This window comes from Kitasatospora sp. MAA4 (genome assembly GCF_029893355.1).
Classification (GTDB): domain Bacteria; phylum Actinomycetota; class Actinomycetes; order Streptomycetales; family Streptomycetaceae; genus Kitasatospora.
Genome location: NZ_JARZAI010000006.1, coordinates 208,068 through 225,797 on the forward strand (window position 1 = coordinate 208,068; position 17,730 = coordinate 225,797).

Annotated in this window: 14 protein-coding genes and 3 tRNA genes; 3 read left to right on the forward strand and 14 right to left on the reverse strand. The window is 71.3% G+C overall.

What is annotated here, in order from left to right; all coding sequences use genetic code 11:
* Positions 1-48: 48 nt before the first annotated feature.
* The 3 genes from P3T37_RS11020 to P3T37_RS11030 all read right to left on the reverse strand — a co-directional run bounded on the left by P3T37_RS11020 (position 49) and on the right by P3T37_RS11030 (position 603).
* Positions 49-121 (reverse strand) — tRNA-Arg (locus P3T37_RS11020).
* Positions 122-243: 122 nt separating this feature from the next.
* Positions 244-316, reverse strand: a tRNA-Arg gene (locus P3T37_RS11025).
* Between the two features lie 196 nt (positions 317-512).
* Positions 513-603 (reverse strand) — tRNA-Ser (locus tag P3T37_RS11030).
* A 200-nt stretch (positions 604-803) separates the two neighbouring features.
* Here P3T37_RS11030 and P3T37_RS11035 point away from each other — a divergent pair.
* Both P3T37_RS11035 and P3T37_RS11040 read left to right on the forward strand, forming a co-directional pair.
* Entirely contained in the window at positions 804-4,325 is a 3,522-nt protein-coding gene (locus P3T37_RS11035) for a PAS domain-containing protein (protein WP_280723329.1), read from the forward strand.
* Between the two features lie 20 nt (positions 4,326-4,345).
* Positions 4,346-4,819 (forward strand): GNAT family N-acetyltransferase, encoded by a 474-nt coding sequence (locus tag P3T37_RS11040; protein WP_280723330.1) that lies wholly within the window; start codon positions 4,346-4,348, stop codon positions 4,817-4,819.
* Between the two features lie 23 nt (positions 4,820-4,842).
* On the opposite strand, the gene P3T37_RS11045 is transcribed toward P3T37_RS11040, so the two are convergent.
* Positions 4,843-6,519, reverse strand: coding sequence for a long-chain fatty acid--CoA ligase (locus tag P3T37_RS11045; RefSeq protein WP_280723331.1), 1,677 nt, complete (start codon positions 6,517-6,519; stop codon positions 4,843-4,845).
* A gap of 285 nt (positions 6,520-6,804) precedes the next feature.
* Between P3T37_RS11045 and P3T37_RS11050 the strand changes: the two genes are divergently transcribed.
* Complete coding sequence (locus P3T37_RS11050; RefSeq protein WP_280723332.1) at positions 6,805-7,689, forward strand: hypothetical protein; 885 nt, start codon at positions 6,805-6,807, stop codon at positions 7,687-7,689.
* Between the two features lie 9 nt (positions 7,690-7,698).
* On the opposite strand, the gene P3T37_RS11055 is transcribed toward P3T37_RS11050, so the two are convergent.
* The 10 genes from P3T37_RS11055 to P3T37_RS11100 form a co-directional block, all read right to left on the reverse strand.
* Complete coding sequence (locus tag P3T37_RS11055) at positions 7,699-8,649, reverse strand: DUF1906 domain-containing protein (RefSeq protein ID WP_280723333.1); 951 nt, start codon at positions 8,647-8,649, stop codon at positions 7,699-7,701.
* Between the two features lie 265 nt (positions 8,650-8,914).
* On the reverse strand, positions 8,915-9,244 hold the full coding sequence (locus P3T37_RS11060; RefSeq protein WP_280723334.1) for a hypothetical protein: 330 nt from the start codon (positions 9,242-9,244) through the stop codon (positions 8,915-8,917).
* A gap of 258 nt (positions 9,245-9,502) precedes the next feature.
* A complete protein-coding gene (locus P3T37_RS11065; RefSeq protein ID WP_280723335.1) occupies positions 9,503-10,867 on the reverse strand; it encodes an FAD-linked oxidase C-terminal domain-containing protein in 1,365 nt (454 codons plus the stop codon).
* 100 nt (positions 10,868-10,967) lie between these two features.
* On the reverse strand, positions 10,968-11,408 hold the full coding sequence (locus tag P3T37_RS11070) for a hypothetical protein (protein WP_280723336.1): 441 nt from the start codon (positions 11,406-11,408) through the stop codon (positions 10,968-10,970).
* Between the two features lie 1,061 nt (positions 11,409-12,469).
* Positions 12,470-12,700, reverse strand: coding sequence for a hypothetical protein (locus tag P3T37_RS11075; RefSeq protein WP_280723337.1), 231 nt, complete (start codon positions 12,698-12,700; stop codon positions 12,470-12,472).
* 543 nt (positions 12,701-13,243) lie between these two features.
* Positions 13,244-13,948: an HAD-IA family hydrolase gene (locus P3T37_RS11080; protein ID WP_280723338.1), complete on the reverse strand. Its 705-nt coding sequence runs from the start codon at positions 13,946-13,948 to the stop codon at positions 13,244-13,246.
* A complete protein-coding gene (locus P3T37_RS11085) occupies positions 13,945-14,361 on the reverse strand; it encodes a hypothetical protein (RefSeq protein WP_280723339.1) in 417 nt (138 codons plus the stop codon). The genes P3T37_RS11080 and P3T37_RS11085 overlap by 4 nt, the downstream gene beginning before the upstream one ends.
* A 417-nt stretch (positions 14,362-14,778) precedes the next feature.
* Positions 14,779-15,282, reverse strand: a complete 504-nt coding sequence (locus P3T37_RS11090; protein ID WP_280723340.1) for a GNAT family protein — start codon at positions 15,280-15,282, stop codon at positions 14,779-14,781.
* Positions 15,283-15,326: 44 nt separating this feature from the next.
* Complete coding sequence (locus tag P3T37_RS11095) at positions 15,327-15,956, reverse strand: lasso peptide biosynthesis B2 protein (protein ID WP_280723341.1); 630 nt, start codon at positions 15,954-15,956, stop codon at positions 15,327-15,329.
* The gene (locus tag P3T37_RS11100) at positions 15,953-17,653 is read right to left on the reverse strand and encodes an albusnodin/ikarugamycin family macrolactam cyclase (RefSeq protein ID WP_280723342.1); all 1,701 of its coding nucleotides are present in this window, start codon (positions 17,651-17,653) and stop codon (positions 15,953-15,955) included. The genes P3T37_RS11095 and P3T37_RS11100 overlap by 4 nt, the downstream gene beginning before the upstream one ends.
* Positions 17,654-17,730 lie beyond the last annotated feature (77 nt).

Sequence of the window (17,730 nt, forward strand, 5' to 3'; positions counted from 1 at the left end):
CGCGGAAACGCCGAAGGCCCCCTCCGCTGGAGGGGGCCTTCGGTTCGGTGCGCTCAGCAGGATTCGAACCTGCAACCTCTTGATCCGTAGTCAAGTGCTCTATCCGTTGAGCTATGAGCGCCTCAGGGGGACCGGAGCCACCCTGCGGTACTGCTCGGCCAGCCTACCCGATCCCGGGAGGGTGACCTCGCGCTTCGCAAGCGACGAGGCCCCGGCCGGAGCCTGGGGCCTCGTCTGTCGCGGTGCGCTCAGCAGGATTCGAACCTGCAACCTCTTGATCCGTAGTCAAGTGCTCTATCCGTTGAGCTATGAGCGCTCGCCCCGGCGATTCGATCCTCCGGGGCGGTGCGGGGACAACATTACATGACCGTCGACCTGGGGTGAAATCGGATATCTCCGGGCCGCCGGCGGGGGCCCGCCGGAGGCCGGCAGGCACCTGCCGGTTCCCGCCGGTCCCTGCTCGGGAACGAGAAGAGCCCCGTCGACCGAGGTCGACGGGGCTCTCTTCGGAGCGGAGGCTCGGGGATTTGAACCCCGGATGGGCTTTAAGACCCAAACCGCATTAGCAGTGCGGCGCCATAGACCGGACTAGGCGAAGCCTCCATGCACCCGGACCGCGCCACCAGGTGGCGCACTCCGTGTGCATGTGATGATGCCACAGCCTGGGGGCTCGGCACCAACCGCTGACAACGTTACTAGGCCGGTCGTCCTCTCGGCAAAAAGAATGGGATACTCCAAGCCCCGGAGCAGCCCGGTCCGCAGTGGCGAGCCGCAAGTCGTAAGTCGTAAGGAGACCTGTCGACGTGAGCAGCAGGCCGACCCGAGGCGCTGCTCGCCTCGCCGCGATACTCGACGCGCTCCCCGATGCCCTGCTGTTGGTGAACAGCAACGGCACGGTGGTGGACGCGAACAACGCCGCCGTACGCAGCATGCAGACCCCGGGGACGTCCCTGGTCGGGATGGGCGTGCTGGACCTGCTGCCCGAGTTCGACCCCAGCCGGATCCCCGGCTCGATGCGCCCGGCCCCGCGCGACCAGGACGAGGCCGACCGGCCGGTCCGGATGACCGCGCGCCGCACGGACGGCACCACCTTCCCCGTCGAGGTCTCCGGCAACGACTTCGCCGACGAGAACTCCAGTGAGGGCCGCGGCTACGCGCTCTCCCCCACGGTCCCCTACGACCTCTACCGGGCCACCGGCTCCCGCTCGGGCACCGACGACCTGCTGCTCCTGCTGGTCCGCGACCTCTCCAGCCGGCTCGGCGTGGAGGCGGAGCTGCGGCGCCAGCACAAGCAGACCGAGATGATCCTGCGGGCCGCCGCCGAGGGCGTCCTCGGGGTCGACCTCGAAGGCCGCGTGGTGCTGGTCAACCCGGCGGCCGCGCACATCCTGGACTTCCGCGCCAGCGAGCTCGGCGGACGCGAACTGCACCCGCTGATCCAGCACTCCCGCGCGGACGGCACGCCGCTGGCCGCCGAGGAGTCCGCCCTGCTGGACACCCTCACCTCGGGCCGCAAGCACCGGGTGCGCGGCGCGACGCTCTGGCGCAAGGACGGCCGGGCGGTCACCGTCGACCTGACCACCGCTCCGGTCCGGGACGGCGACCAGCTGGTCGGCGCCGTGATGACCTTCACCGACCGGACCAGGGAACTGGCCCTCACCGCCCGCAACGAGCACCTCACGGCGGTCCTGGAGACCGAGGTCAGCGGCGCCCTCGCCGCTCTGCGCCGGCGGATCGACACGCTGGCCGCCGACCCGGCCGGCCAGCTCTGGCCGGAGGCCAACTGGACGCTGCGCGCGCTGGCGGACGAGTGCCGGCGGTTCGGCGTGCTGATCGACGGCGTGCTGAGCCACCAGCGCTTCGAGCGCGGCGCGGACACTGCCGCCGCCGCCCCCGCGCCGGCGACCGCTCCGACGAGTGCGGACGCCTCCGAGGGCCGCGACGTGCGCGAGCCGCGCGAGAGCGCGGACGGGCTGACCCGCCGGGTCAGCACCCTGGACGAGTTGGTGGACCGCGCCGTCGAGCTCGCCGGACAGCTGGTCGGCACCGGTCGGCTGCGCTTCTCGGTGCACGCCGCGCCCGTCGAGGTGACCGCCGACCACGAGCGGCTGGCGCAGGCGCTGGCCCACCTGGTGGCAGACGTCAGCGGACTGTCCCTCACCAGCACGACGTATCCGGATGGCACAGCGGGCCTGCCGACCGTGGTGCTGGCCGCCGCCCAGCGCGGCGAGGTGGCCCGGATCGAGGTCCGCGGCCCCGGCCGGGGCGGCAGCAGGGTGCACCTGCCGATCGCCCTCGGCCTGGTCGAGCGGCACGGCGGGGTGCTGCAGCCGCACGAGCTGCCGAACCACGCCGGCACGACGTACGTGGTGGAACTCCCCCTCGACCCGGCGGCCGCCCGGGCCGCCGCAGCGCGCGCGGCGTCCGGCGCCGGACGGCTCGTCCCGCGCGAGACCGACACCGCCGTCCTGCCGGACCTGCCCGGTGTCCCCGAACTCACCGCGACCGCGGACGCCGACGGCACGGGCGCCGCAGACGAACGTGACCCGGCCGCCGAGGCGCCCGCAGCACAGGCGGCGGCCGACGGCAGACCGCCGGCGGAGGGCAGGCGGTCCGCCCGCGCGGCGCGCGCCAAGGAGACCGGCCCCTCGCTCGGCCCGCTCGCGCTCGGCCCCGGGCCGTCGGCCGCGTCCGGTTCCGAGCCGGCTGCCGAGACCGCGACGGCGAGCGGCCCGGCCGCCATTCCGGCGCAGGCCTCGGCCGAGCCGCGCACCCCGTTCGCACTCGGTCCGGGCCCCAGCTCCGCCGCCGGCCCCGACGGCGTGCCGGGCGACACCGACCCCGCGCCGGCCCCGACGCCGTCCCGCCGGCGACGCGCGCTGCCCGCCCCCGGCAGCGCGCCCGACGAGGCACCGGCGCTCTCGCTGCCGGGCGTCCCCGACGCCGGCATGCCGATCTACCCCGGCCTTGAGCACGCGCTGCCGCCGATGCCCGCCGAGGCGCCCGCCGGTGCCGGCGGCCCGGCCGCGCCGGTGCAGCCCACCGGGCGCCGCCGCCGGCTCGGCATCCCCGGCGCCCCGATCGACGGCTCTCCCGAGACGGCGGGCGCCGAGCGCCAGGAGCGTCCCGACGGCGGCCCGGCCGCGCTGGAGGCCGCCGCGCCGCGCTCGTCCGAACCGGCGCCCTCCACGGCGCTGGCCCTCACCGAGACGCCCGTGCCCCCGATGCCCAGCACCCCGCCGGGTCCGCTGCCCGTACCGCAGCAGGTCCCGGTCGGCAGCGGGCTGGGCGAGTTGACCCCGCCGCGTCCGGCCGGCGGTTTCGCCAGCGCGTTCCCCGCCGCCTTCCCGGTGCCGGACGCCCCGGCGCCGGTGGCCGCGCCCGTCGAGCAGCGCCAGGCACCGCGCGCGATCGCCGAACTGGGCCCGGCCCCTGTTCACGCCCCTGGTGACGCTGAGGGCGACCGCGGCCTGCCGCGCCTGACCGGCGAGGACGACGCCGTGCCGCCCGGCGGCCCGAACAGCACCCCCCGGGTCCCCGAGTACCCCGACTACCCCACGATGGTGAACCCCACCGCCGACGGACGCCCGCGCCGGCTGCTGGTCTGGCCGGAGCCCGACCCGTCCACCAAGCAGGCGCTCCAGGAACGCGGCTACCGCCCGGTGATAGTCCGCTCCCGCGAGGAGGTGGACGCACAGGTCGCGGCGTACCCCGCCGCGCTCTTCGTCGACCCGCTGACCGGACCGATCACCCGGACCGCCCTCCAGTCGCTGCGCACCGCCGCGCTGAACAGCCGCGTCCCGGTGCTCGTCACCGCCGGCCTCGGCCAGGCCGACCGGGACACCGCGTACGGCGCGGACCCGGCCGTCCTGCTCCGGGCGCTGGCCCCGCGCGACAGCGCCAACCACGCCGCCCGGGTGCTGCTGGTGGAGTCCGACCCGGACATCGCCTCGGCCCTGATCAGCAGCCTGGAGCGGCGCGGGATGCACGTCGAGCACGCCATCTCGGAGATCGAGGGGGTGTCCAAGGCGAGCAGTGTGCAGCCCAACCTGGTGGTGATGAACCTGCTGAAGATCCGCCGTCGGCGGCTCGGACTGCTGGACTGGCTGCGCTCCAACGACCGCCTGCACCGCACCCCGCTGGTCGTCTACACCGCCGTCGACCTCGATCCCGCCGAACTCCCGCGCCTGCGCACCGGCGAGACCGTGCTCTACCTCGCCGAACGCTCGACGAGCGGCGACGTCCAGTCCCGGATCGTCGACCTGCTGGGCCGGATCGGCGCTCTCGGCGAGCCGGGCCAGATGCTGGGGATGACCGGAAACTAGGCACGGAGGCGGGGGGTCGGATGCAGCCTCGTCAGGCACTGCCGGGCGACATACCGGAGTTGGTGCGCCTGCGGGCGGTGGCGTTGGAGGGCCTGGGGGTCGATCCCGGGCCGGACGACGCGCCGTGGCGGGCGAGCGCGCGCGGGTGGTTCGGGAAGCGGGTCGGGCGGCGAGCGGACTGGGAGTGCTTCGTCGTCGGCGGCGCGCCCGGGGAGCCGCTGGTCGCGGCCGGGATGGCGTGGGTGACGTACCACCTGCCGAGCCCGGTGCGGTTGGACGGGCGGCGCGGGTACATCGACGGGATGGTCACCGACGGGTCGGCGCGCGGGCAGGGTCATGCCGGCCGGATCGTCGGCGAGTTGGTCGGGTGGCTGGGTGAACTCGGCGTCCGCTTCGTCCAGTTGCACGCCAGCGCGGACGGCGCGCCGGTCTACGAGCGGGCCGGCTTCGTCGCGGCGCACTACCCCGGCATGGACCTGACCGTGCCGGAGTAGCGCGCGCAACGCGGCTGGGGGGACTACTCCTTGCCGAGCACCGTGACGTCGAGCAGGCCGGCGGCGTACTCGGCGCGGATCACCTTCTTGTCGAACTTGCCGACCGAGGTCTTCGGCACGGCCGCGACCAGCGACCAGCGCTCGGGGAGCTGCCAGGAGGCGACCCGGCCGGCCAGGAAGGCGCGCAGGCCCGGCAGGTCGACGGTGGCGCCGGGGCGCAACACCACTGCGGCCAGCGGGCGTTCGCCCCACTTCTCGTCGGGGACGGCCACCACGGCGGCCTCCAGTACCTCCTGATGGGCCATCAGGTGGTTCTCCAGCTCGACCGAGGAGATCCACTCGCCGCCGGACTTGATGACGTCCTTGGCGCGGTCGGTGAGAGTGAGGAAGCCGTCCGGGGTGATCGTGCCGACGTCGCCGGTGCGCAGCCAGCCGTCCTCGGAGAACTTGTCCTCCGGGCGCTCCGGGTCCTGGCCGGCCCCGCCGTAGTAGGCACCGGCGATCCACGGGCCGCGGACCTCCAACTCGCCTGCGGAGACGCCGTCGTGGGGCATCCGCTCGCCGCCCGGCCCGGTCAGCCTGGCCTCCACGGAGGCCGGGAAGACGCCCTGGGTGACCCGGTAGGCCCACTCCTCGTCCGCGCTGAGCCCGGCCGGCGGGAGCGCGAAGGTGCCCAGCGGTGAGGTCTCGGTCATGCCCCAGGCGTGCACCAGCCGGATGCCGTGGCGCTCCTCGAAGCCGCGCATCAGGGCCGGCGGGCAGGCCGAGCCGCCGATCACCACCATCCGCAACGAGGAGGTGTCGTACGGCGTTTCGCGGGCGGTCGGGTGGTCGAGTTCGTCCAGCAGCCCGTTCCAGATGGTCGGGACGGCGCCGCTGACGGTGGGCTTGACCAGGTCGATCATCGTGGCGAGCGGCTGCGGCTGGAGGAAGCGGTCCGGCATCAGCAGGTTCGCGCCGGACATGAAGGCGGCGTGCGGGATGCCCCAGGCGCCGACGTGGAACATCGGCACCACCGGCAGCGCGGTGTCCTGCGGGGTGAGCGCGAAGGTGGCGGCGGAGTTCACCTGGAGGCAGTGCAGGTAGATCGAGCGGTGGCTGTAGACGACGCCCTTGGGGTCGCCGGTGGTCCCGGAGGTGTAGCAGATCATCGCCGGGCGGCGCTCGTCGATCTCCTCCTCCCACGGGTACTCGGTGGGGCGGCCGGCGATCAGCTGCTCGTACTCGTGGACGGTCCCGGCGAAGCCGGCCAGCAGCGACAGGTCGCCCGGACCGCTCACCACGATGTGCTTGAGGGTCGGGGCCAGCTGCGGCAGCACGCCCGCCAGCAGCGGGAGCACACTGCCGTTGACGATGATCGCGTGGTCGGCGGCGTGGTTGACGATGTAGGCGAGCTGGGCGGGGGCCAGCCGAAGGTTGAGCGTGTGCAGCACGGAACCCATCGCCGGGACGGCCAGGTAGGCCTCCATGTGGTCGGCGTTGTTCCACATCAGCGTTCCGACCACGTGCTCGGGCGTGACGCCCAGCTCGTCGCGGAGCGCGTACGCGAGCTGGGCGGCGCGGGCGCCGAGCTCGGCGTACGTCCGGGTGACCGGGCCGGTGCCGTCCCAGGTGGTGACCGTGGCGCGCCCGTGGACGGTCGAACCGTGCGCGAGGATCCGGGCGACGGTGAGTGGTACGTCCTGCATCGTGCTGAACACGGAGGTCCTCCTTGACCGGGCGGGCGGTGCGGTCCCGGGGGGATCACTACCGGCGGGTAGCAAGGACCACCCTCTGATTCTGTCGCCGCCCGAGCCCGTTGTCAGCAGCATCGCTGCGGATGAGACCAGGAGCTCAGGAGGAGCGCGGACCGGTCCGAACCCCGCGACCGCGGGCAGCCGTGTCACTGGGTGGAGGGTTCGGCTCCGGGCCCCCCGGTCGACACGAGCGCGGAGGTATCTCCCATGCCCTGGTACGAAGGCCCTTGCAGGATCACGGTCGTCGGGGTGTCCGCGAGTTTCCCGCAGCGCGTGGTGGTGAACATCCGGCGCGGCGCCACCGTGATCCTCCCCGGCACGGTCGGCGCGAGCCAGCTGATCGACGACACCGCCTCCAGGAACGGGTGGGACCTGGCCCTGGAGCACGAGTACGGCGGCGCCTGGCGGCCGAACATCCGCGCGGTGCTGGGCAAGTGGACGGAGACGGGCGGGGTGCGCAGCCAGCTGATCCACAGCAAGGACGTCGACTGGCCGGGCCGGGACAACCGGGAGCGCAACCTGGTGATCCGGATCGACCGGGCCGACGTGCCCCGGCCGAGCGCCGAGCCGGTGACCCGGGCGACTCGGGTGGGCACCGAGGCGGCGGCGCCGCGGGACGAGCGGCAGGGCCTCGCGCGGGGTGCCACGGAGAGCTTGGGGCAGGGCGCGGGACGGGACGCCGAGCGGGGTGTCGGGCAGAGCGCGGGGCAGGGTGTCGGGCAGAGCTCGGGGCAGAGCACGCGGCGCTGGGGAGAGCCGGCCGGCGTGGCGCCGGGAGCCGGGCAGCTGGTGCCGGCCCTGCGGGTGGGAACGGGGACGGGGACGCCGTTGAACTACGCCCTGGGCACCCCCCGGCGCCGGCCCGGGGCCGCTGCCGACTTCGACCTCGACGCGACCGCCGCCGGCACACCGATCACCGGCGCCCGACGCGGCACCGCCCCCGGGACGCCCGCCGCCCGCAACGCACGACCCAGCACCAGCACCAGCGGCGGCAGCGAGGCCCCTGCGGCCGGCGGGCGGATCAGCACCAGCGGCGGCGGATCGGCGACCACCTCCGGCGGGGCTCCGGCCGCTGCCCCGGGCGCCGCGACGCCGACCACCGGCCGCCGCGGGTCGGCCACCAGCTCCGGCTGAGAGTCCGTTTCAGCGCGCCACGACGGCGTCCAGCTCGTCGCGGTCGATGTCGAGGCCGACGCCGCCGTACGTCTCGTGGACCTCGCCCAGGTACTGGTGGATCCGCTGGTGCCCGGTCCACATGTCGTCGGGGACCGCGCCGCTCCCGTCCGTGGTGTCCCGGCCGTCCCAGCGGGCGTACCAGAGTGCGTCCGGCGCCGGGGCGGCTCCGGCGCGGACGGCGCTGACGAGGTCGGCGACGCCGGAGTCGACGCTGGAGTAGAAGCCGGACCAGTACCCCGCGCCGTGCAGCGCCTGGGTCCAGCCGAGCGTGAAGTCGACCACGGCCTTCGCACAGACCGGGTCCCCGGGCGGGTAGGCCTCCATGTCGAGGTAGACCGGGCTGCCCGGCCCCAGGCCGACCGCCTGGGCGCCGCGGACCGCCTCGGCCGCCTCGTCGCGTCCCTGCTGCACGGCGTTCGCGGGGTCGATCTTCTGCGGCTTGCGCGGATTGTTGCTGCACGGCGCCTGGAGGCCGACGTGGGTGGGCAGCAGCCGCCAGCCGAGCGCGCGCACCTGGCGCACCCAGTCGGCGGTCAACTGGGCCTGGCCACAGGCGCGCTGCCGACCGCTGGTGTAGATGCCGACGGCACCGAACGGGGAGCTGCCGTGCCAGGCCCGCATCGCCTCCAGCGGCGGGGCGCTGCAGGCGTCGAAGCCGGGGCCGGTGAAGAGCTCGTGCGGGACCGCCCGCAGCAGGGCCCGGCCCGGATCGGCCAGCACGGTGGCGGACGGCAGGAACGCGGCGGGCACCGCGCCGGGGGCGCGGGCCGGAGCGGGGGCCGCGGGCCGGGGCGGGAGCGTCCCCACCCGGGCGGCGGTGAGCGCGAGGTCGGCGCTCTGCGCGGCCGTCCCGTCGGTGGCCAGCAGCAGGACGAGGGCGGCGGCCGAGAGTGCCGCAGGACGGAGATAGCGGACCATCCTCTGATCCTGAGGTCAGATCAGCTGATGGTTCGACGGGCGCGCCCGAGGCTTCGGCAGGCTTCACCCGGGCGGCGGAGGCCGGCGGGCCGTGCAGGCCCGGTCCGGGCGCGACCGGGGCGTCGGGGGGCGTCCGGGGCGACCGGGGCGACCGGGGCGACCGGGGCGTCCGGGGGCGGACATGCCGGTGGGCGGTGCCGTTGCCGACACCGCCCACGGACCGGAAATGCGGTGACCCTTTCCCGCCGCCCGGTCAGGCCCGCGCTCAGCCGATCACGGGCGCGAAGTCGATGTGTACGTTCTTGTTGGACTGGTCAGCGTAGACGAGGCCCGAATTGTCCTTCACCCCAAGGGTGTTGTTCTGGTTCGAGGCGCCCGAGCCGGTGGCCGTCTGCTGTGTCCAGTTGTAGTTGCCGTCGACGGATCCGAAGACGTTCCCGCTGCCCACGTTGGAGACGACGCTGCTGTTCGAGTGATCACCCGCGAGGGAGCCGTTGTCGGCGGCGGCGGCGCCGGCCCCTGCCAGCAGCAGACCTGCCGCAAGCGGGGCGGCGGCGAGGGCGACGATCACGCGAGCGGTACGGAAGCGAGCCATGGAATCCTCCAGGAAGCTGAATTCGAAGAACTGGTGCGGGAGTTCGCGGCCAGACGAACCCCTGCGGGCTGCGACGCCGAGACACAGACTTGCGCAACAAATCGACAAAGCACCAGCCCCCCCAGAGCTTTTAGCTCGAACGCGTGATGCCGAAGCACTAAACCCTGACGGCCGGAAAGCCGATAGTTATCGGTCAACCGATCAGCCGGACAGGCCAGGTCAGGCGCTCCGTCCCCACACGAACACCTTCGGAATGGCTCAGAACAGCTTGCCCGGATTAAGGATTCCCAGCGGGTCGAACAATCCTTTCATCTGCTTTTGCAGCTCCAGACCGACCGGCCCCAACTCCCGTGCCAGCCACTCCCGCTTGAGCAGTCCGACGCCGTGCTCGCCGGTGATGGTTCCGCCCAGCTCCAGACCGAGCGCCATGATCGCGTCGAAGGACTCCTTGGCCCGGGCCACCTCGTCCGGGTCGTCGGCATCGAAGGCGACGATCGGGTGGGTGTTGCCGTCGCCCGCGTGGCAGACCACGCCGATGGTCAGCCCGTAGCGCTCGGCGATCGCGGCCACCCCGTTCAGCATCGCGCCCTGCTGGGAGCGCGGCACGGCCACGTCGTCGACCATCGTGGTGCCCAGCAGTTCCATCGCCGTCAGCGACAAGCGCCGGGCCTGGAGCAGGAGTTCCGACTCCGCCTGGCCCTCCGCGGGCACCACCTCGGTGGCCCCGGCGGCCCGGCAGATCTCGCCGACCGCAGCCAACTCCCGAGCCGGGTCCGTCCCGTCGAACGCCACCAGGAGCAGCGCCTGGGTGGTCTCCGGAAGTCCCATCTGCGCCAGCCGGTTGACGGCCCGTACGCTCACCGCGTCCATCAGCTCCATCAGCGACGGGGTGAACCCGGCCGCCATCACCTCGCAGACCGCCTCGCAGGCCGCGTCCGCGCCGGCGAACTCGGCGACCATCGCCAACTGCGGTGCGGGGGCCGGACGCAGGGCCAGCACGGCACGGACCACCACGCCCAGCGTCCCCTCCGAGCCGACGAAGAGCCGGGTCAGGTCGTAACCGGCCACCCCCTTGGCGGTCCGCCGACCGGTGCGCAGCAGCCGGCCGTCGGCCAGCACCACGTCCAGACCCAGCACGTACTCGCTGGTCACCCCGTACTTCACGCAGCACAAGCCGCCCGCGCCGGTGCCGATGTTGCCGCCGATGGTGCAGGACTCCCAGCTGGAGGGGTCCGGCGGATAGGCCAGCCCGTGTTCGCCCGCTGCCCGCGACAGCACCGCGTTCACCACGCCGGGCTCGACCACGGCGATCCGGTTGACCGGGTCGACCTCCAGGATCCGGTCCATCTTCACCAGCGACAGCACGATGCACCCCTCCACCGCGTTCGCCGCACCCGACAGCCCCGTTCGCGCACCCTGCGGCACCACCGGCACCCGCAGCTCGGTCGCGGTGCGCATCACGTGCTGCACCTCCTCGACCGTGGACGGGAACACCACCGCAGCCGGCGCCCCCGACGCGCAGAACCCCGCCATGTCGTGCCGGTACGCCTCCGTCACCGCCGGGTCCACCACCACCGCACCCGCCGGCAGCCCCTTCACCAAACGCTCCACCAGCTCACTCACCGGCCCGCCTCCTCTCGCCCCGGGGGCACGCCAGGCACACACCCCACCCCCCGCACTCTGCCGCGCACCCCCGCCCCGACGGAAGCCGACCCCGGTCGGCTCAGCTGTTGGGGTGCGTGATCTTGCTGGTGTCCAGGAAGAGAGCGCTGAACGCCACCAGGGCCGCGGTGAGCGCCGTCCCGGCGGACGGCCGCGCCGGGACGGCGAAGATCTCGACCGCCGCCCAGACCCCGATCCCCGCAGACGCCAGAAGAACGACCGCCGGCAGCACCCTGCGCCAGAAGACCCCCTCCTGCAGGGGATTGATGACCGCCCCCAGCAGACCGGCGGCCACCACGGACACCCCGCTCGACAGGTCCGGCACCCCGAGCTTGCGGGTCGTGGCGATGCTGAACCCCAGAAAGGCCATCAGCGCCAGGAACGCCAGCACCAGGACCACCAGCAGAAACCGATCCACGGGCCCGACGACCGGGCGAGGCGGCGGCGCGGGGGGATCCACCGCGACGAGCAGCTTGGGCACCTGGTCGAGATCGACCACCACCCTGCCGGGAGTGTGGTGGGGACAGCCACGAGTAGCCCTGAACCTTGCACGGAGCGACACCATGCCTCCAGGCATACCTGCCCACGGCCGCCACTGCGGGGCGGGACTGCGCCGCCCGGGCGACGAACGCCGCAGGGCGGGTACCGGCTGCGCGCCGGTACCCGCCCTGGACTGGGGTCTCCCCCACCTGCGGAGGATGTGGGATTCGAACCCACGGTGAGGGGTTACCTCACGACAGTTTTCAAGATCGAAGCCGCACGCGGGCTCACTCACACGCTCACCAGCGGGAACTACGATCCTGCCGGTGCTACGTGATTCTGTGGCCCCGAGCTGGCCCCGACCCTTGACCGGCGCCGAACCGTTCCACCCAGCTTTGGGACAAAGCCGCTAGAGGGACCAGAGTCCAAGTCGACCCAGATCGAGGAGGTTGGCGGTCGTCCGGCTGGCCTCCGTGGCCACCCATGACTACACGCAGCCACGCCCGGTCCCACGCTTCGGCGGGGTACCTGTCCCGGCAGACACGAACGAAGGCGCGCAACATCTGGAGGGACGGCAGCCGCCGACCAGCAAGCACATCGCTGAGCGTGCTCCTCGCCAGTTCGAGGCCCAGAGCTTCCGCGGTAGTTGCAAGTTCCCGCAGAGAGGGCTCACCAGCCTGCGCCCGCATGCGCACCATGGCTTCTCTCAACTGCAATGGCTCGTGAATGAACTCGGGGTTCACTACGGGCCGCGGGCGCCGCCGCGGAATCGGCTTCCCAGGATTATGGTCCAAGTATCGGTAGTCGCGAAGCGCCTGCTGCCAAAGGCGAAATGCAACTACCTGATCACCACCACACGCACTCACATAGCTCGCGACCGTCTTTAGTGCCGGGAGGCTAGTGCCACGATCGGCTCGGGATAGCGTCGCCAGTGAGCAACCCGGGTGACCATCAAGCATGGCTTCCATCTGCCGGTAGGTCAGTCCTGCTCGCTCGCGCAATTCCCTGAGGAACTGCGCGAGCGGCCGCAGGGGCGACTCTGCCGTGATGGGTGTCTTCTTGCGACCCATCTGACGTGAACCCCTACGGCCTCGTCGGGCCGGCGATGACGCCGAGCTGCTGGAGGAGGGAAGAGGCAACCATCCCTCCCGTCGCGAGCGCGGCATACACGGTGGACGGGGCCACGCCTGCGACGGTCAGCAGGGCCGCCAGCACAAGCACAACCAAGATGATGACAACGGCGGGCGCCGTCGGGGTCGCAACGTCGCGCCCGGGAATCTGGACTCGGAACTGCGCCACCTCACGGTTCTTCATGGGATCTCCCAATGCTGGGCAGCCCGGCAGGCTGCAACTGATCTTGCTGCTCGGCAGGCCACACCGGAATTGGCGTTCCAGAGCGCAGTGGCCACACGGGAGATGATTGTCTGTCAGCCAGAAAGAGTCCAATCCCAGTCGCCGTTGTTTCAAGTTGTCCAAGACTGGGCGATGAAACAAAAGCCCATCCGGACTGGGTACGTTTTGGGACGGCTCTCGCAGATCCCCAGGTCAGAAGTACTTCCAGAAGTGGAAGAAGAATCTTGGCGTCGACAGCTGTCCCACCAGCCGGCAGCGAGCGGTCCCATGCGCTGTTGTCAGCTGACAGCGAGGTAGACAGGATGTCCCCGCAAGCACAGCGTTGGGAACCAGTAGGCGCCTTGCGACGTTCTTGCGGGCTGACCCGGCTCTTGCTGCTCGGCAAACACAGGGTTCGGCCGGACCGTTGGCGCGGTGCGGCCAGAGATCGGGAGGGCGCACTGCGCCTTGCCGGCATCGAAATGTGGTAGAGGCGTCGGCAGCCTGTCGGCGCCTCCACCACATTCAAAGGGCACCCAAGCCAGCACCCAAGACGTCGGCGATCAGCTGCATTGAGTCCACGACGACGACAGCCCCGGCGGCGGCCAGCTTGGCATCCTTCCCGGGTTTGTTGGCGTAGCCGATGGTGGCCACGCCAGCTGCGTCACCGGCCTCCACGTCTCTGACCGCGTCGCCGATGAAGATGCAGTCACCCGGCCTACTGGCCGTAGCCTCCATCGCTTCCAAGAGAAGGCGGGGGTTCGGCTTCATGGATGCAGGTTCTCCCGGAGTGCGCCCGAAGACCCCGACCACATAGTCGGTCAGACCGCGTGCGGATAGGTACTCCTCGATCGCCACACCTGCGTTGTTGCTGACCACCGAGACGGAGCGGCCAGAGCTGGCGCAGGCCCGCAGAACCGATTCACCACCAGGATTCGGTCGACCCACTCGGACGGCCTCTGTCTCCAGCTCCGCCAGCACGTCGTCAGCCACCGTGACGAGGTCAGGCCGGGTGTCAGCGACTAGGCGGAGTAGGGCGAGAAGGTCGGTCTCTGACTTACTGCCGGCCAGGCCCTGCCCGCCAGCGGCGAGCAGGGCCGCGCGGAGCCGATCCGCTACCTCAGGAGCCGGGAGCCCGGCGAACACCGAGCACACCGGCCCGTCGAAGTCGAGCAGAACGTGCTTCACCGGACGAAGCACGTTCACCAGGAACGGCGGGGCACCGGTCACGGCTGGCGCTCATAAGCGATAGAGGACCATACGCTGTCGAACCACATCTGGGCCTGCTGAACGTACTGCGAGCCGAGCGACGCGTCGTCCGGGCCGGCCGAGTGGTGGAACAGGGTGGTGTCCTTCCCGGTGACATCGAAGAACGTGTGGCTGTCGCCGCCGATTGCGACGGTCCGTTCGCGCAGCGGGTAGAAGCCGAAGAACGCTTCGGAGCGGTTCAGGATGTAGATCTTGAAGAGGCTGGACGCCTTGTAGACCTTGACCTGCGCTGCGGCTGACTGGACCAGCCCCAGCGCTGCCAGTACCTCGACCGAGTGCGCGATGCCGTCGGCGTTGGTCAGTGCGATGTTCCGCGCGCGCTCACGGAGCGCGGGTTCGTCCTGGAGGTCGTCGACCAGTACCGGGACGGCCATGGGCACCGTGATGGACTCCGGTGCCAGGCGGCCGAGCGAATCTTGTCGATCGGCTCTTGCATCGCGTTGTGCAGCTTTTCGCTCGAGAACCCGCCGAAGTCCAAGGTCACCTGCTCCTACTCGAAGGCGGCTTCGAGGTGCGGACGCAGCCCGACGGGGCGCGGGACGTGCGCTCGCGGACGAACGGGCCGCTGCCCTGCCGAGTCACGATCAGCCCCTCCGTGCGGAGCAGCCCAAGGACCTTGTCGATCGTCCCTCGTGCCACGCCAAGGTGTTTGGCCAGCCGAGGACCTGACGAGAATGTGTCCGTGGGCTGGAAGTCTGAAACGAGGAAGGGGAAGGTCAGGACCCGGGACGGCCCCTGACAAGCCATCAGAGATTCGGGTTGGTCCGGCGCGCTATGACGCTCTCTTGGGGTCAGGGCCGCTCAGCCCCGCCGAGGAAGTCATCAGCGGTGGCGTCCATGAGCAGTTCGTTGCAGGGGCGACCGAGCCAGTAGCCGGATTGCCGTAGCTGCCCGGCAGGCTGGAAACCGGCCTTCTGGTAGGCGGTGAGCCCAGCAGCGTTAGGCTCAAGCACCTTGAGCCAGACCATGCGCAGGGCCGCGTACTCGAACGCCCACCGCAGGGTCAGCGAGGTGGCCTCTGTGGCCAGGCCCTTGCCCCGGTGCTCAGGGGCGATGAGGATCACGAACTCGGCAGTCCGCACAGCGGAATCGATCTGCAAGGTGGTCAGGCCGACGGGAGCACGGTCGTCAGTGGTGATCACCTCGAACTGGGGATAGTCGCGGTTGCGTCCCTGCCCCTCCCAGCCGCCGGCGCGGACTTCCCAGGACTGGGTGACCTGAGTGCCGTACCCGAGGATCGTGCCGGGGTCGTTCTCCCAGCGGTGGTAGTCCGGCAGGTGGTCCCGGTTGGTCATGGCGAGACTGACGCGCTTACCGGCGAGCAGGACATGAGGAGTGCTCATCTGATCTTTGCTCCAAGGCGGTCGGACCCGTTGAGGACGGTGTATTGGCCAGTGTGCGACGGTTCCTCGACCGGCTGCCCAAGGTTGTCGCAGATCCAGGCATGCAGTCGGACCGGATCGGTAGCTACCCCGTGTCGCCAGGCTCTGCCCCGGCCGGTGAGAGCGAGGAGGAGCGAAGCCGCGGTGGACTCCTCCAGACACGCGACCCGCGCCGGTATCCATCGGGCGCCCCAGCGCACCGAGCGCACTGCCAAGCGGGCGCTGGCGCTGTCGGCAGCGGGAAGGGCCCGGCCGGCTTCGGCCAAGCGCAGCAGGCGGACGAAGCGAGTTGAGGCTGGGCCGATCTCGCGGCTCAAGAGGGTGGCAAGCAGGCAGGCCAGCGCGGGCAGACGCCAGCGCCAGGGCGGAGCATCCAGCGGTTCTAGGCGGACCGGGGTTTCAACTGTGCCCCACGAGGGGTCCGAGTCGGGGACGGTGACCGGCGCGGGTGCTCCACTGGCGGGTAGAGCCGCGAGCCAGAGAGCGAGGGTGTCACCCGTGAGGACCACGGTAGTGCCAGTGCGATAGTTGACGACCACGGCGGCATGGTCGAGTAATGCGGTGCGGGTATCCGGGTCAGGCTTCATGCGGCTCCTACCTCCCACCTGACTGTTGAGGGTGTCACTTCGGCGGCGCGGAGCCAGAGTTCAGCACCGAGTACTGGTTCGATCCGGCCCCACGGGATGTCGACGCCCAGCAGGGCATGGCTGAGCAGAGCACGGACCGCAGCCGGCCGAATTAACCCATGCTCGGCAAGGTGACCGTCCACCAGGTCCAGGACCTGGGACTTGTTGGCCCGCAGGCCGTGGTGATGATCGACAGCGAACAAGCCCTTCGCGCCTCGGTCCAGCACCTGCGCGGGGAGGAGCGGTGCCGCAACATCCGACAACAACGGCTTGTAGCGGCGCGCGGACCAGCGCCGGGAGGCGTCTACAGACAGAACGGCTTCAACTACGCGCGGATCGGTGAACGGGTTGTGCATCGTGATGCCGTGTACCGAGGCCAACTGCCCCTCTGTGGCCGCAGTCCGGCCGACGTAGCGGGCCTCAGTGAGCACGAAGTCATCTGCATGACCGAGCAGTTGCATGTCCGGGTACGGGGCGGTGACCGAAAGCGCCAGTTCATTGGCGTTGGTGGTCAGCCACGGTGCCGCTTTCGATCGACCGACGAGGCGTCGAGGTTCGCGCCAGGCAGACGAGACCACAGGCCAGGGGCTGGCCCGGTAGAGACGTGCCCAGCTCTGGGCGTCGGAAGCCAGGCGGAACAGCCGGCCGGAACGGGCGAGGTCCGCCAGATGGACGGGCGGTGGCATGAAGAGGCTGTCACCACCGTCGCCCGTCAGGTGCGTCGTGGCACCGAGGCCGACGAGGAAGTTGAGCTGTGCGGACAACTGGGCAACGGTGATGGCCGAGGGTGCGGGCTCATCCGTCAGCGGCAGCCTGCTGAGGTCGGTGAACGGCAGGTGCTCGCGGCACATCGGCATCAGCTCGTGGCGGATCGACGGGGAAGCACGGGCCACCGCGCGGGCATGGTCAAGGTCGCCGCCCGACGTGACCCCCTTGGGATGGTAGGTGACCCCGAGGACCGGACCCAGGCGGGCCGCGAGCACGGCCAAGGTCGAAGAGTCGAGGCCGCCCGACAGGTCCGAGGAGACCGGCCCAGACCCAGCACGGGCACGCACGCTACCGGCGAGGTCTTCGCGCAGTCGATGCACGGCATCGGGCCAGGCAAGCTGTGACGGGTGCCAGAACGGGACGGTGGTCACTGAGTCGCCGGAGCGCACAGTGAAGCGGTGCCCAGGAGGGATCTGCTCAACGCCCGTCCAGGCGGAACGCCCCGGGGTGAACGCGGTGGGGTCAACCAGATGTCCGGCCAGCCATGCGGTATCCGGCCGGGCGCCGATCAGCGCAGCCAGTGCCAGAGAACTGGACCCCCACACCGCTTCGCCACCGGATCTCGCCACGTACAACGGGCAGGCCCCAGCTGGATCGGCCCACACGAACACCGACCCACCCGCGTCGTCCAGCACCAGCGTGTACGCCCCGGCCCAGGCCGTGACCGCCGCATCCCACGCCGCGAGGTCATGACGGCGAAGAAGCTGATCGAGCTGGGTGTTCGAGGCGGTACACGGACCGAACACGGCCAGACGACGCCCGTTGGACCCAGCAGCGATCCGCACCGGCACGCCTGCTGACCACAGCGCGGGCGTGTCCCACAGCATTTGAGCACCGACAGGCCGCCGTTGCCCGTCGGGCCGAGTGAGGTAGCCCCCGTACCAGAGCATGTGATCATCTCCGAAGTCGACGCCGTGTGGAGGGACGGCACCCCGGCTGTCACGTCGGGGTGCCGCCGCAGGCTTCT